The following is a 14,600-nucleotide window of genomic DNA, read 5'->3' on the forward strand; positions in this document are numbered from 1 at the left end:
GGACATGACCGACAGTTATCTGGACGTGCACATCGACGACGACGTCGCGGTGCTCACGCTGAACCGCCCGGCGAAGCTGAACGTGATGGACGTGGCAACGAGGGTGCGGCTCGCGCAGACCATCCGCCGGTTCGGAACGGGCGATCTCGTCCGCGGGATCGTGCTCACAGGCACCGGGCGGGCGTTCTCCGCCGGTGAGGACCTGCAGGCGGTGCCGACCACCTACGACGAGATCCGCGAGGCCTTCGCGACCTTCCACGACATCACCCGCGCGATTCTCGAGACGAAGGTCCCCGTGATCGCGGCCGTGAACGGGATCGCGGTCGGCGGCGCCTCGGAGATCACGTTGTGTTGCGACTCCCGGATCGGCACTCCCGCCGCCGAGTACTACCAGCCGGAGAACCACCGCGGAATCATCATCTCGAACGCTTCGAGCTTCCTCATGGGCCGCCTCGTACGCAACCACGCGATGCGAATAATTCTGGGATCGAACCGCATAGGCGCAGACGAGGCCCTGCGGATCGGGCTGCTCGACGAGATCGTGGCCCCGGAGGCACTGGTGCACCGCGCGGTCGAGGTGATCAGGCAATGGAACCCCGATCCCCGGACCACCGCGCTGCACCTGGGTCTGCTGCGGCCGCGCCCCGAAGACATCGAGGCCGCGTTCACCCGCGAAGACGACGCCGCCCGCCAGTCGTGGGAGTCCGGCGCCTTCACCGAAGGCATCGAGGGCTTCTGGGCATCGAAGAACGCGGCGCCGACGGCGCCCGCGCAGAGCAATTGAGATCGGAGACGATGATGATCACCACCGAGGCAGCGCTTCTCACCGCGCTGAACGAACCGCTCGAATTCACCGAGATCCAGGTCGACGACCCGGATCCGAACGAGGTCCGCGTCGCAGTCTCGAACGTGGGCCTGTGCCACAGCGACCTGCATTACATGACCGGCACCGTGGGCGCCGACCTACCCGTGGTTGTCGGGCACGAGGTGGCGGGCATCGTCGAGTCGGTCGGCTCCGCGGTGACCTCGTTGCGCCCGGGCGACCGCGTCGTCGGCGCCCTCACACCCTCGTGCGGGTTGTGCCGCAACTGCCAGGTCGGGCACTCGACGCAATGCCAGCGTGTCTCGCAGATCCGACAGCGCCCCCGCCCCGCTTTCCAGCTGCCGGGAGGCCAGGTCGTCGAACGGCTCGGCGACATCGGCGCGTTCTCCCGCCACACCGTGATGCGGGAGAACTCGCTGGTCAAGGTTCCCGACGAGGTGGGACTGCACGTCGGGTGCCTGCTGTCGTGCTGCATCGTCACCGGCGTCGGCGCCGTGTTCCGCGGCGCGCAGGTACGCCCCGGCGCCACCGTGGCCGTGATCGGCTGCGGCGGTGTCGGATCGGCCATCATCCAGGGCGCACGGCTCGCGGGGGCCTCGGCGATCGTCGCCGTCGATCTCGACGATGCCCGGCTCGCGGCGGCGCGGACCTACGGTGCCACGCACGTCGTGAACGGTGCGGCCGATGTCCCGGCCGAGATCCGGAAGGTGCTCGGCGACGGCGTGGATTACTCGTTCGAGGCCGTCGGTTCCGCCCGGACCGCGGCTACCGCGCTGGCGGTCCTCCGCGGCACGGGCACGGCATGCCTGGTGGGCATCGCGCCCGACGGCACCGACCTCACTGTTCCGGCGTCGGATTTCTTCTTCGGTGAGAAGCGCCTCATCGGTTCCTACATGGGCTCGGGCCAAGCGCACGAGGACATCACCCAGTTCGCGCGCCTCTACCTGCAGGGACACCTGTTGCTCGACGAGATGGTCAGCGACGTGATCCCGTTCCACGAGATCAACAAGGGCTTCGAGGCGATGAAGTCGGGCGAGGTAACCCGCATCGTCGCCGACCTCACCGCGTGATCACCCCGACCCCATCCACAATTGCGCACAGAAGGAGTCCGCAGATGTCGAATACGCAACTGCCTCAGCCGATCAACTACATCGCGGACGGGTGGTCCGAGTGCCGGGCACTTCCGGACGCGTGGAATCTCGACCCCAACACGGGGCAACCCATCCACCGCGCCGTCACCACCGGACCGGACGACGTGGAGCGCGCGCTGCGCCATGCCGAGCGGTCCTACGGCTTCGAACGCTGGGATGACGCGGCGAGCGAGGAACGCGCCGCGGTCATCGAGCGTGCAGCCGACATCGTCGAGACCCGGATCGAGGACATCGCCCGGACCGATGCCCTCACCAGCGGCGTCCCGATCGCGAAGGCCCGGCTGGTCGCGCAGTTCCTCCCGCACCGGATCCGCTCGTCCGCTGCGGATCTGCGGGCCACCCCGCGGCGCACCGCGCTGGCGGCCGGCGGCCGCGACGTGCGGCTGTACAAGGTCCCGTGGGGCCCCGCAGCCATCCTCACCCCGTGGAACGGCCCCAGTTTCATTCCCGCCGCGAAGATGGTGAGCGCCCTCGCCGCCGGCTGCCCCGTCATCCTCAAACCGTCGGAGCACGCGCCGAGCAGCGCCCAGATCATCGTCGAGTGCTTCGTCAAGGCCGGGCTGCCCGACGGTGCGCTGCAGCTCGTCCACGGCGGGGGAGACGTGGGCGCGGCGATCACCGGCGACCCCCGCGTGAAGATCGTCTCGTTCACCGGCGGCCCGAACGCGGGTCGTGCGATCGCCCGTGCCGCCGCGGAGGACTTCAAGGTGCTCCAGCTCGAGCTCGGCGGCAACAATCCGGCCCTCGTGCTGGACGACGCCGACATCGACGTGGCCGCCGACGGGATCCTGGACGGGATGACCAAGCTCAACGGTCAGTGGTGTGAGGGACCGGGAAAGGTGTTGGCGCACAAGAGTCTCGTCGAGCCGCTCCTGGACGCGCTGCTCGATCGCATCTCCCGCATCGAGATCGGGCACTCGCTCGACGAGAACTCCCAGCTCGGCCCGATCTCGAACGCCCCGCATTTCGCCACCCTGCAGAGCCGCATCGACGGGCTGCGGGCCCACGGCGCGACGATCCATCAACCTGCGCAGCTGCCCGCGCTCGACGGGTTCTTCCTTTCGCCCACCGTCGCGTCGGGAGTCGACGCGTCGGTGGCGACGGCCGAGCTGTTCGGACCGCTCGTCAGTCTGCACGCCGTGGAGTCCGACGAGGACGCGCTGCGCGTTGCCAACGCCAACCCTTCGGGTCTGGACGCCTACGTGTTCGGCGGCGACCTGGATCGCGCCGTCGAGGTCGGATCCCGTGTGCTGTCCGGCGAGGTGCGCGTGAACGGTGCCAAGATCGCCGATCTCGCAGACGGTTCGGCACAGAGCTTTTGGGGCACTGCCGGAATCGGCGGTCACGCCCCCGGCGAGTCCGTCCGGGTGTTCTGCGGCGACCGCGTGGTCGGCGTCGATTCACCCGACCTCCCGCTGTAGCGATCGGCACTACTTTCGCGTCACCCCTTGACTGTGACCGGGACCACTGGTCTACTGAACTAAGTCAATTGATCCAGTCAAATGACCAATTTAACGAAAGCGGCAAATTCCATGAACTTCCCCTCCACCTCGGATACCGGGATCGTCGATGTCATCGGCGTCGGCGCCGGCTTCTCCGGCCTCTACCTCTCGCACCGGCTCACCACCGCCGGGTGGACCTTCGCGGGCTTCGAGGCCGGACCCAGCGTCGGCGGCACCTGGTTCTGGAACACCTATCCGGGCGCGCGCTGCGACGTCGAGAGCATCTACTACTCGTACTCGTTCGACGAGGCGCTCCAGCAGGAGTGGACGTGGAGTCAGCGATTCGCGCCGCAGGCCGAGATCCTCAGCTACATCAACCACGTCGCCGACCGCTTCGACCTGCGCAAGCACTTCACGTTCGATACCCGAGTGGTCGGCGCGACGTGGAACGCGGCCGACCGGCTGTGGGAGGTGCAGCTGGACAACGGCGAGACGCGCCGCGGCCGCTACCTGATCTCGGGCGCCGGCGGTCTGTCCACCCCCAAGGACTTCGACGTGCCGGGCCTCGAGAACTTTACCGGACTCCAGGTGTCCACCAGCCGCTGGAACATCGCGCTCGACGACCTGGCGGGCAAGCGTGTCGCTGTGATCGGCACCGGATCGTCCGGCGTGCAAGCCATCCCGCTGATCGCGGAGGTCGCCGAGCACGTCACGGTGTTCCAGCGCACCCCGAACTATGTGATGCCCGCGCGCAACGCCGACCTCCCCCCGGAGCAGGTCGCCGCCGTCAAGGACGGCTACCCGGCGATCCGTGAGGAATGCCGGCACTCGCCCGGCGGCATCCCCGACCGCCCCGTCACCGACAACGCCTTCGACGTCTCGGACGAGGAGCGTCGGCGGCGCTACGACGAGGCTTACGAGCGCAGCGGCTTCCAGGGCGTCGGCGCCGAGTTCGCCGACCTCCTCACCGACGCCGAGGCGAACCGGACCGCGTCGGAATTCATACACGACAAGATCCGTGAGATTGTCGAGGATCCGGCCACCGCCGAGCTGCTGGTGCCCAGGTATCACCCTCTCGGCGCCAAGCGCAGCGTTTTCGGTACGGACTACTACGAGACCTACAACCGGCCGAACGTGTCGTTGGTGTCGCTGCGTGACGAGCCGATCGAGACCATGACCGCGAACGCGATCGTCACCTCGAAGGGCACCTACGAGGTGGATGCGGTGGTGCTCGCGATCGGGTTCGACGCCTTCACCGGCCCGCTGTACGGGCTGGGTCTCACCGGCGCGTCCGGCAAAACGCTGCAGGAGACCTGGCACGACGGCATCCGCACCTACCTCGGATTCATGACCACGGACTTCCCCAACTTCTTCATGGTGGCCGGTCCCCTGAGCCCCGCGTTGGCGAGCAACGTGGTGGTGACCATCGAGCAGGCCGTCGACTGGATCGCCGATCTCATCGAGCACGCCCGCGACTCCGGCGCCACGCTGATCGAGGCCACCCCCGAGGCCCAGAACGACTGGGTGGACATCACCGAGGGGACCGTCGCCCAGACGCTGTACGCCACCACCGACTCCTGGTACCGCGGCTCCAACATCGAGGGCAAACCCAACACCTTCATGGGCTATGTGGGCGGTGTGGGCAAGTACCGCCGGATGTGCACCGAGATCGCCAAGCGCGGTTACCCCGGCGTCGAGATCGACGGGGAGACACAGTCCCGCAACCTCGGCCCGATCCATCAGGAGATCTCATGAGCAGGACGGTGCACCGGCGCTATGTCGCCTTCTCCGACGCGCACTACGCCGGAAACCTGGTCGACGGTGCGTTCGCCCTGAAATTGTTCGGCGACGCCGGTACGAACCTGTCGATCGAGATCGACGGCCACGAGGGGCTGTTCGCCGGCTACTCGTCGGTCGAGTTCCTCGCCCCGGTCCGCGGCGGTGACGTCGTCGAGGCCGAGGCCCGGCTGGTGAAAAAGGGCAACCGCAGCCGCACGGTCGATTTCGAGCTCCGAGTGATCTGCCGCGGCTCCGACGACACCGGCCGCGCACAGGTCCTCGAATCGCCACTGGTCGCGGTGCGCGCTCGCGGCACCGCGGTCATCCCTGCAGACGAGACGGAGAAGTAGCCATGGAGCTGATTCACGACACCGGTTGGGCCGCACCGCCCGCCACCGTCGAACAACCCCTGACCGGTGACATCGACTGCGATGTCGTCGTGATCGGCGGCGGCGGGGGCGGCATGTCGGCCGCCATCCGCCTCGCCGAGAAGGGCGTCGACGTGGTGCTCCTCGAGGCGCAGACCCTCGGCTGGGGCGCCAGCTCTCGCAACGCCGGATACATCACGAACTCGGTCGCCGCCGATCCGGAGCTGTTGGGTTTTCTGCTGAAGCGCGAGCGGCTGCGCGACCTCTACCGGTACGCCGCAAACGCGGTGCACTTCGCCGAGGACGCCATCACTCACTACGGGATCGACTGCGGCTACCAGCAGGAGGGCATCGTGATGGCCGCCGTGTCCAAGGGGCAGCTGCGGCACGCGCGCCGCAATGCGAAGGTCATGGCCGAGGCCGGATCGGCGGCCGAATTCGTCGAGGGCCGCGCAGCAGGCCTTCCGGACGGCTTCCTCGGCGGAGTGCGCGAGGGTGTCGGTGGCACGCTCAACCCGGGTGAGTTCGTCCTCGGTCTGCGGGCCGCGACGATCGCGTCCGGCGTGCGTGTCTACGAACGCACCCCCGCCCGCGACGTCACGGACTCCGGCGACGGTGTCACCGTCGACACACCGGACGGAAGGGTTCGGGCTCGCAAGGCGCTGCTGACCACCAACGCCAACAGCAACGGCTTGTCCATCGCGCCGAAGAATCTCGCCAGCCCGGTGTGGACCTCCCTGGTCGAGACCGAACCCGTCGCACCCGAGCGACTCGACGCCATCGGCTGGACCAGCCGCGCCCCGATGGTCACGCTGCACATGATCATCGAGAGCTACCGCGTGACCCCGCGGGGCACCATCGTGTTCGGCACCCGCCGCGTACAGACCGGGCGGAACCCACTGCCGAACCGCACCCCCGCACGGAACGTCACCGACGACCTCGTCCGCGGATTCCACGACCGCTTCCCGGGCCTGCGCGACGTCAAGCTGCAACAGTCATGGGGCGGCTGGATCGGCATGAGCTCCACGTGGCTCCCCGTCGCCGGCGAGGCCTCCGACAACGTGCTCTACTCGCTCGCCTGCAACGGCCACGGGTTCGCCCAGGCACAGTACGTGGGCCATCTCCTCGCGGACCGGGTCGGCGGCGCGCCGCTGCACGACGACCTGGCCGCGATCTGGCACGGCCGCAAGCATTTCTGGCCCAGCTTCGTCAGCGGACCCGCGCTGCACGCGGCCTGGCTCGCCGACCGCGCCTCCGACCGCCTGGCAGCCCTCACGAACTAACCATCGGCGCAAGCCACCCTCCAAGGAGAAATCATGTCCATCAAAGAACTGCTCTTCGCGGTCGCGGACATCTGGATGATCGCCGTCGGATTCACCTACGGCATCAAATTCATCCGGAACTACAAGAACTACCTGCTCGGCATCGAGTGGATCATCGTCGCGACATCGGGTTCGAACTTCCTGATCTACGGCCTGGTCAAGGCTGGTCACGACAGCCCGATGTACGCCTTCGCCTACTTCCTGGACGCCTTCTCCCGGTCCGTCGGCATCACGCTGATCCTGGTCCTGGGGCTGATGAAGGTCACCCACCGGTACAAGCCGTCCGCGGCGGTGGACATCGGCGCGTTCGCCCTCGCGGGCGTGGTGGGCTTCCTCCTCAGCCAATTCGCCGTGGAGATAGGTCTGCCCGGCAAGATCTTCTACATCGTGGTCAACGTGCTCACCACGATCTTCCTGATCTACTTCGTCAAACGCCTCTGGGGCATCGGCGAGCGCGGGCACGCCATCTCGGCCGCCGTCGCCACCGCCTGCGGCTTCGTCATCGCCGCGACCTACGACTTCGTCCACATCCCGGGCGACGACGCGGAGCACACGATCTTCTACATCTTCGCGCTGTCCACGTGGGGCCTGCAAATGTTCACGTACTACCGCGCCTACCGAGCGTTCGACGCCTACAACAAGCGCGTCGATGCGCAGGCGGTCAGCGGCAGCGCTCCCGCTACGGCCTGAGCCGCCGGACCTTCCTTGTGATCGAGAGTCAGGAACCGAAAAATGACAACGCACGACGTGTATGAAGAGACCACCGAGGTAGTTGTTGTCGGCGCCGGAATGTCGGGGCTGATGGCGGCCACCACGCTGGCGCCGGAGACCGACGTGGTGGTGCTCGAATCCACCGATCGCACGGGCGGACGAGTCGAGACCGTCCGGCGGGGCGACTACTGGATCAACGTCGGCACCCAGTTCACCGAGGGCACCGGCACGCTGATCGATGCCCTCGACCGGCACGGCATCGAGATGGGCTCGCTCGCAGGCAAGAGCGTCGCGCTGTACTTGAACGGCGAGGTGGTCGACACCTCGAACCCCGTCGCGCTCATGTTCCGCACGCGGATGACCATGATGGACCGTATCGGCATGGCCATCGTCGGTGCACGCATCCTCTCGGTCATGCCGTTCCTGGAGTCGCAGAGCCGTATCGCGCAACGGGTTCGCGCCAAGCTCGACACCAAGCTGGCGTCATACCTGCTGAAGGGTGTCCGGTCGGAGTTGGCCGCCGCCGTCGTGCGGTCGTGGTCGGCGCAGTGGATGGGATGCGAGGTGGAGGAGACGGCCGCCACCCAGTTCGTCACGTCGGTGGGCCTCGCGCTGGCCGACCCGGAGAAGATCCCGAACTTCTCGCTGCCGGTGGGTGGCAATCAGACGTTGACCGACGTGCTGACCGAAGATCTCGGTGGCCGGATCCGGCTGAACTCGGTGGTGCGCTCGGTGCGGCAGGACGGGGACGGCGTGGTCGTCGACTATCACGACGGCGACCGACCGGTGCGGCTGCGGGCAAAGCGCGCGATCGTGACCGCACCCGCCGATGTCGCCGAGCGAATCATCCCGGACCTCCCGCAGCAGCACCGGAATGCTTTCAACGACATCACCTACGGCCGGTACGTAATCGTCGGATTCTTCACCGACGAAGTCGGGCCGCAGCGCTGGGACGACTACTTCGCTGTCTCGACGCCGCAACTTTCGTTCCAGGCGATGTTCAACCACGCCGCAGCGATGCGGAACGGCGACGACCGTAAGCCGGGTGGAGCGCTGGCCTGTTTCGCCGGCGGCGCTCACGCCGACGCGTTGTTCGACCTCCCCGACGAGGAGATCGTGTCGCGGTACCAGCAGGACCTGCTCGCAGTGTTCCCCGAGCTGGAAGGGAAGCTGGGCGAGGGCATCGTGCGACGGCATCGTCGGGTCGTGCCCTTCTGGGCGCCCGGGCGGAGGAACTCGCTTCCGACGTTGCGTGATCCGCTCGGCACCACCTACCTCGCCGGCGACTACCAGCTCGATCTGCCGTCGCTCGCCGACGCAGCGACGTCAGGCGAGCGAGCGGCGAAGGCCGTACTGGCGAGCCTGAGCCAGGCCGCGAGAGAGAAGGACTCGGCAATCAGAGTTTGAGCAGTCGCTTCGCCAGCTTGCCGGAGGCGCGGGGTAGTTGCCGCGTGGTCTGGGCACGCCCTCAGCCGAACAACTCGGGGTCGACGCGATCGGCATCGACGGCTTCGAGTGCGCCGGACACCCCGGCGAGGACGACGTCTCGGGCTCGTGCTGATCCCCACCGCGGCCCGGGCGCAGTCCGTCCCGATCATCGCGCGAGCGGCGGACTCGCCACCGGCGCCCGGCGACCGGGCTACGAGACCAATTCACCACTGCTGCAACACTTCGAGGGAGAGGCCCCAGTGAGCTTCAAGAGCCCGTTTCCGGACGTCGAGATTCCGAACCTCAGTGTCTACGATTTCCTTTTCGGCCAGGTCGACACGGCCGATGGGGACCGGCCCGCGCTGATCGACGGTGCCTCCGGCGCGGTCACCACGTACCAGTCGCTCATCGCCCAGATCAACGGGGTGGCCGGGGCGTTGGCCGCGCGCGGTCTCGCGGTCGGTGAGGTGGTGGGTCTGCATTCGCCGAACGTTCCCGCGTTCGCGTCGGTGTTCCACGGGATCCTGCGGGCCGGGGGTGTCGCGACCACCATCAACGCCCTCTACACCGCCGAGGACATCGCCAAGCAGCTCACCGACTCGAAGGCGAAGTTCCTGTTCACCGTCTCCCCGCTGCTGCCGCAGGCCAAGGATGCCGCGGCCCGCGTCGGAATCCCGGTCGAGAACGTGATCGTCCTCGACGGCGCCGACGGGCACCCGTCGCTGACCGATCTGCTGGCCGAGCGCGCCTCCGCCCCGGAGGTGTCGTTCGATCCGGCGACCCAGTTGGCGGTGCTGCCGTATTCGTCCGGGACCACCGGCCGGCCCAAGGGGGTGATGCTCACGCACCGCAACCTGGTGGCGAATGTGTGTCAGATCAACCCGCGGATGGGCATCGGCGCCGACGACAAACTGCTCGCGGTGCTGCCGTTCTTCCACATCTACGGGATGACGGTGCTGCTGAACGCGGCCCTGTACAACCGGGCGAGCTTGGTGACGATGCCGAAGTTCGACCTGGTCGAATTCCTGAAGATCGTCTCCGGCCAGAAGTGCACGTATGTGTTCATCGCCCCGCCGGTCGCGGTGGCGTTGGCCAAGCACCCGCTGGTCGACGATTACGACCTGTCGAGTGTGCATTCGATCTTCTCCGGTGCCGCCCCGCTGGATCAGGAGCTGGGCAAGGCCGTCGCGAACCGGCTCGGTTGCCGGGTGCGGCAGGGCTACGGGATGTCGGAGATGAGCCCGGTCTCGCATGCGATTCCGTTCGACCGTGACGACATCGCCCTGGATTCGGTGGGTCCGTCGATCGCGAACATGGAATGCAAGCTGGTCGACCCGGTCACCGGCGAGGAGGTCGCCTACCCGACCGACGGGGTCAGCGCACCGGGTGAGTTGTGGTGCAAGGGCCCGAACATCATGGCCGGGTACCTCGGCAACGACGAGGCGACCGCGGAGACCCTGGACGGGGACGGGTACCTGCACACCGGCGACATCGCGACCGTCGACTCCGAGGGCGTCGTGACGATCGTGGACCGGATGAAGGAGCTGATCAAGTACAAGGGCTACCAGGTGCCGCCCGCCGAGCTGGAGGCGTTGCTGTTGACGCACCCGCAGATCGCCGACGCCGCCGTCATCGGGGTTCTCGACGACGAGGGTGAGGAGGTGCCGAAGGCGTTCGTCGTCCGCCAGCCCGGTGCCGAACTCGACGAGGCCGCGGTCATCGCGTTCGTCGCCGAGCGGGTGTCGCCGCACAAGAAAGTCCGCAAGGTCGAGTTCATCGACCTGGTGCCGAAGTCCGCCGCGGGCAAGATCCTCCGCAAGGACCTACGCGCCGCCGAAACTGCCGGGAGGTAGGCCCTCCGACAAGGCACACATCGAACCGACCACTACCGCCAACCTCATCGACGGTGTCCTGCAGCTGCCCATCTCCATGGCGGCCGCAGGCATGTCGATGGATTTCACCCAGATCGACGAGGCCACCGAGGCCGTGCGCCTCGGCTTGCTCGACCAATTTGTCGCCGACGACGAGATCCACACCGAGCACCCCAGAGCGCCACGCTCGACGGTATAAGGGCGCCGCCGCCAGCGTGAACGCAGCATCTGCGCTGCCACACGTGTTCGTGCAGCATCGAGTCTGTCGGTGTCGTGACGCGGTTCGAGGCTACCGTAGCCCGCATCGTTCAGGCTACCGTCAGCGATATCCTGGAAACACGTCGTCGAGAGGCTGAACGTGCAGATTTCATCGAACATATCGCGGACCGGATGAATCGATCCGGACGATGCCCGATATCGATCCGTTCGAGACCTATCGCGATGTGACCCCGTCAGTCGCGTCGGAACTGGCAGCCGACGGATTCGACGACGCCCGGGAGATCGGGCGTGGAGGCTTCGGTGTCGTGTACCGGTGCACGCAACCCGCACTCGACCGGACCGTCGCCGTCAAGGTGCTCACCAACGATCTCGCGGAGGAGAACCGGGAGCGCTTCTTTCGCGAACAGAGGGCGATGGGCCGCCTGACCGGCCACCCCAACATCGTCAACGTCCTCCAGGTCGGGGTCACCGACAGCGGACAACCATTCATCGTGATGCCGTACCACCCGCAGGGCTCCCTGGACGAACGTATCCGACGGCACGGCCCGTTAGGTGTGGACGACGTACTGCAGTTAGGGGTGAAACTGGCAGGTGCGTTAGAGGTTGCCCACGGCGAGGGCATCGTCCACCGCGACATCAAGCCGGCGAACATTCTCCTCACCGACTATGGCGAGCCGGCACTCACGGACTTCGGGATCGCGCATATATCCGGCGGGTTCGAGACCGCTACCGGCATCGTCACCGGTTCACCCGCGTTCACTGCGCCCGAGGTCCTCGGCGGCGCCGCCCCGAGCCCCGCCTCGGACATATACGGACTCGGAGCCACCCTGTTCTGCGCAGTCACCGGCCACGCCGCATTCGAGCGCCGCAGCGGCGAACAGTTGGTCGCCCAATTCATCCGCATCACAAAGGAACCGGCACCGGATCTTCGGGATCACGGCCTCGCCGACGATGTCGCTACCGTGATCGAGCAGGCAATGGCCCGTCGCCCCGAGGACCGGCAACCCTCAGCCCTAGCGTTGGGCGAGAACCTGCGCGAGATCCGACGTCGCCGCGGGATATCTGCAGACGACATGGCGCTCCACGTGCGACCCGCCCCGGATACAGAACCAGCACCGCAGGAGAGGATTCACCTGAACCCTTCCCGCCACGAGAGGGGGAATCTCCCCCTGGAGTTGTCCAGCTTCGTCGGTCGCAGGCACGAACTCGCCGAAGCGAAGAATCTACTGACGTCGTCGCGCCTGCTGACATTGGCCGGAATCGGCGGAGTCGGGAAAACACGCCTCGCACTTCGACTTGCATCGAGCATCCGCCGCGAGTTCGCCGACGGCACATGGTTCGTCGAGCTCGACGAGGTCGATACCCCGTCCCGCTTGATCGACGTGGTGGCCGCAACCCTCGGTGTGCGGGACCAAACTGACCGGTCGCTACGCGAGATTCTGCTGGACTTCCTGTCTTCGCGAGAACTGTTGCTGATCTTGGACAACTGCGAGCAAGTGATCGACGCGGTTGCCGACCTCGCGACGGTTCTGCTTCAGCAGAACCCGAATCTGCGCATCCTCGCGACAAGCCGCGAACCCCTTGCAATTGCCGGCGAGGCAGCACTGCGCGTTCCCCCACTCACCGTCCCCGACCCCGACCGCGAGCCGTCCCTGCAGGGTCTGCCCCGCTACGACGCGGTGTCGCTGTTCACCGAACGCGCCACCACCGCGGTCTCGACCTTCGCGTTGACCGATGCCAACAAGTCCGCTGTAGCGCGGATTTGTCACCGGCTGGACGGGTTGCCCCTGCCGATCGAACTGGCGGCAGCGCGGTTGCCTGCGATGTCGCCCGAACAGATTCTGCAACGGCTTTCCGACCGCTATGCGTTGTTGACTCGCGGGAGCCGAGGCGCGCCGTCGCGCCAGCAGACGCTTCGGTTGTGCGTCGACTGGAGCTACGACCTGTGCACCCCGCGCGAACAATCCACGTGGCAACGGCTGTCGGTATTCACCGGCAGCTTCGAACTCGATGCCGCAGAACACGTGTGCGGGGACAATACCGGCGACCTGCTGGACTCGGTGGCATCCCTCGTCGACAAGTCGATCCTCATCCGCGAAGAGCACGGCACCGCGGTCCGCTTCAGGCTGCTCGAGACCCTCCGCGCCTACGGACGAGAAAAGGCCCAGGAAATCGACGACTACCACGACTTGCGCCGGCGGCACCGGGATTGGTACCGCCAGCTGGCTCGCACCGCCGAGGACGAGTTCATCGGTCCCAGGCAGCTCGAGTGGATGGAGCGACTCAGCAGTGAGCAGCCCAATCTGCGGGACGCGATGGATTTCTGCCTCGCCGAAAGCGATGCCGACGCCGGTTTGCAGATGGCCACACCCTTGTTGCAGCTCTGGGGGTCGCGAGGCCAGCTCAGCGAGGCGAGGCGCTGGCTTGACCAATTCCTGTCACTCCAGAAAGAACGCCCGACCATCACCTACATCCGGGCGCTGTACGCCGACTGCCTGATGTCCGAACAGCAGCAGGACCACCAGCGAGGTGCTGCCCTTGTCGAGCGGGCGCGGATCCTCGCCGATCAGATGACCGACCCGATAGCGCACGCGATCGTCGACCACGCGGACGGCATCGTCGGATTGTTCACCGGCGATCTCACACGCGCGGCGTCACGTCTGGAGCGGGCACAGCCTGTGTTGCGACATGCCGAGAACGAACTCGCACTGCGGATCGAGTCCCTGACGCTGCTGGGATTGACGTATCAACTGGCCGACACCCAACCCCACCGGGCAGTCGAATGCTACGAGGAAGTTCTCGCGATCACGGAAGCTCAAGGTGAATCCGTCTATCGGGCCTACGCACTGTGGGCCATGGCCGTCGCACAATGGCGACTGGGTGATCAGCGCCGCGCAACCGACCTACTCGAAGAAGGAGTGCGGCTCGCTCGACTCGTCGACGACCCGGTCAGTTGCGCGAACTGCGTCGAAGTACTCGCCTGGATCGCCGGAACCAGTGACCCTGAACGCGCCAGCACACTGATGGGGGCCGCGGAGACGCTCGGCCGCGCTGCCGGGAGCCCGTCCGTAATTGTTCCCGACCTGTTCGTTTATCACGAAGAATGCGAGCGGTCCGCCCGCCGGATGCTCACCGAACGCGCCTTCGAGCAACCCTGGCAACACGGCAGGGCAATGGATCTCACGTCCGCTGTCTCCTACGCACTCCGCGAGCAGACCCCGAAGACGAGTCCTCCAGATTCCACCACCCTGACGAAACGCGAAAAACAGGTCGCCGAACTGATCGCCGAGGGTCTGACCAACAAGGCGATCGCCGCCCGCCTCGTCATCTCACAGCGCACCGCTCAGGGACATGTCGAACACATCCTCACCAAACTCGGATTCACCTCAAGAGCACAGGTCGCTGCCTGGGTTGTCGAAGAGAGACAATCATCCTAATTTACGCTCAGCGTGACGGGGAGGCACGGGTCAGCCGGACATCGGACCC

At 66.7% G+C, this 14,600-nt stretch carries 11 protein-coding genes and 1 pseudogene; 11 read left to right on the top strand and 1 reads right to left on the bottom strand.

Annotation, left to right across the window (positions count from 1 at the left end):
• The first annotated feature begins 4 nt into the window (after positions 1 to 4).
• The 10 genes and pseudogenes from JWS14_RS45600 to JWS14_RS45640 all read left to right on the top strand — a co-directional run bounded on the left by JWS14_RS45600 (position 5) and on the right by JWS14_RS45640 (position 10,877).
• The gene (locus JWS14_RS45600; protein ID WP_206016775.1) at positions 5 to 784 is read left to right on the top strand and encodes an enoyl-CoA hydratase/isomerase family protein; all 780 of its coding nucleotides are present in this window, start codon (positions 5 to 7) and stop codon (positions 782 to 784) included.
• 14 nt (positions 785 to 798) lie between these two features.
• Positions 799 to 1,893, top strand: a complete 1,095-nt coding sequence (locus JWS14_RS45605; protein WP_025432631.1) for a Zn-dependent alcohol dehydrogenase — start codon at positions 799 to 801, stop codon at positions 1,891 to 1,893.
• Between the two features lie 44 nt (positions 1,894 to 1,937).
• Complete coding sequence (locus JWS14_RS45610) at positions 1,938 to 3,395, top strand: aldehyde dehydrogenase family protein (protein WP_206016776.1); 1,458 nt, start codon at positions 1,938 to 1,940, stop codon at positions 3,393 to 3,395.
• Between the two features lie 111 nt (positions 3,396 to 3,506).
• Positions 3,507 to 5,171 (top strand): flavin-containing monooxygenase, encoded by a 1,665-nt coding sequence (locus JWS14_RS45615; RefSeq protein ID WP_206016777.1) that lies wholly within the window; start codon positions 3,507 to 3,509, stop codon positions 5,169 to 5,171.
• Positions 5,168 to 5,545 (top strand): hotdog fold domain-containing protein, encoded by a 378-nt coding sequence (locus JWS14_RS45620; RefSeq protein ID WP_005246555.1) that lies wholly within the window; start codon positions 5,168 to 5,170, stop codon positions 5,543 to 5,545. The genes JWS14_RS45615 and JWS14_RS45620 overlap by 4 nt, the downstream gene beginning before the upstream one ends.
• 2 nt (positions 5,546 to 5,547) lie before the next feature.
• On the top strand, positions 5,548 to 6,846 hold the full coding sequence (locus JWS14_RS45625) for an NAD(P)/FAD-dependent oxidoreductase (RefSeq protein ID WP_206016778.1): 1,299 nt from the start codon (positions 5,548 to 5,550) through the stop codon (positions 6,844 to 6,846).
• Positions 6,847 to 6,879: 33 nt separating this feature from the next.
• Complete coding sequence (locus tag JWS14_RS45630; RefSeq protein ID WP_005570176.1) at positions 6,880 to 7,575, top strand: hypothetical protein; 696 nt, start codon at positions 6,880 to 6,882, stop codon at positions 7,573 to 7,575.
• Positions 7,576 to 7,617: 42 nt separating this feature from the next.
• Positions 7,618 to 9,003, top strand: a complete 1,386-nt coding sequence (locus JWS14_RS45635) for a flavin monoamine oxidase family protein (RefSeq protein WP_206016779.1) — start codon at positions 7,618 to 7,620, stop codon at positions 9,001 to 9,003.
• Between the two features lie 64 nt (positions 9,004 to 9,067).
• Positions 9,068 to 9,221, top strand: a pseudogene (locus JWS14_RS50835) (nitronate monooxygenase); the annotation flags it as partial.
• A gap of 63 nt (positions 9,222 to 9,284) precedes the next feature.
• The gene (locus JWS14_RS45640; RefSeq protein ID WP_206016780.1) at positions 9,285 to 10,877 is read left to right on the top strand and encodes an AMP-binding protein; all 1,593 of its coding nucleotides are present in this window, start codon (positions 9,285 to 9,287) and stop codon (positions 10,875 to 10,877) included.
• On the opposite strand, the gene JWS14_RS45645 is transcribed toward JWS14_RS45640, so the two are convergent.
• Positions 10,848 to 11,273, bottom strand: a complete 426-nt coding sequence (locus JWS14_RS45645) for a hypothetical protein (RefSeq protein ID WP_206016781.1) — start codon at positions 11,271 to 11,273, stop codon at positions 10,848 to 10,850. The genes JWS14_RS45640 and JWS14_RS45645 overlap by 30 nt on opposite strands.
• 29 nt (positions 11,274 to 11,302) lie before the next feature.
• Between JWS14_RS45645 and JWS14_RS45650 the strand changes: the two genes are divergently transcribed.
• A complete protein-coding gene (locus JWS14_RS45650; protein ID WP_206016782.1) occupies positions 11,303 to 14,551 on the top strand; it encodes a protein kinase domain-containing protein in 3,249 nt (1,082 codons plus the stop codon).
• Positions 14,552 to 14,600 lie beyond the last annotated feature (49 nt).

The organism is Rhodococcus koreensis (assembly GCF_017068375.1).
GTDB classification, from domain to species: Bacteria; Actinomycetota; Actinomycetes; order Mycobacteriales; family Mycobacteriaceae; genus Rhodococcus_F; species Rhodococcus_F koreensis.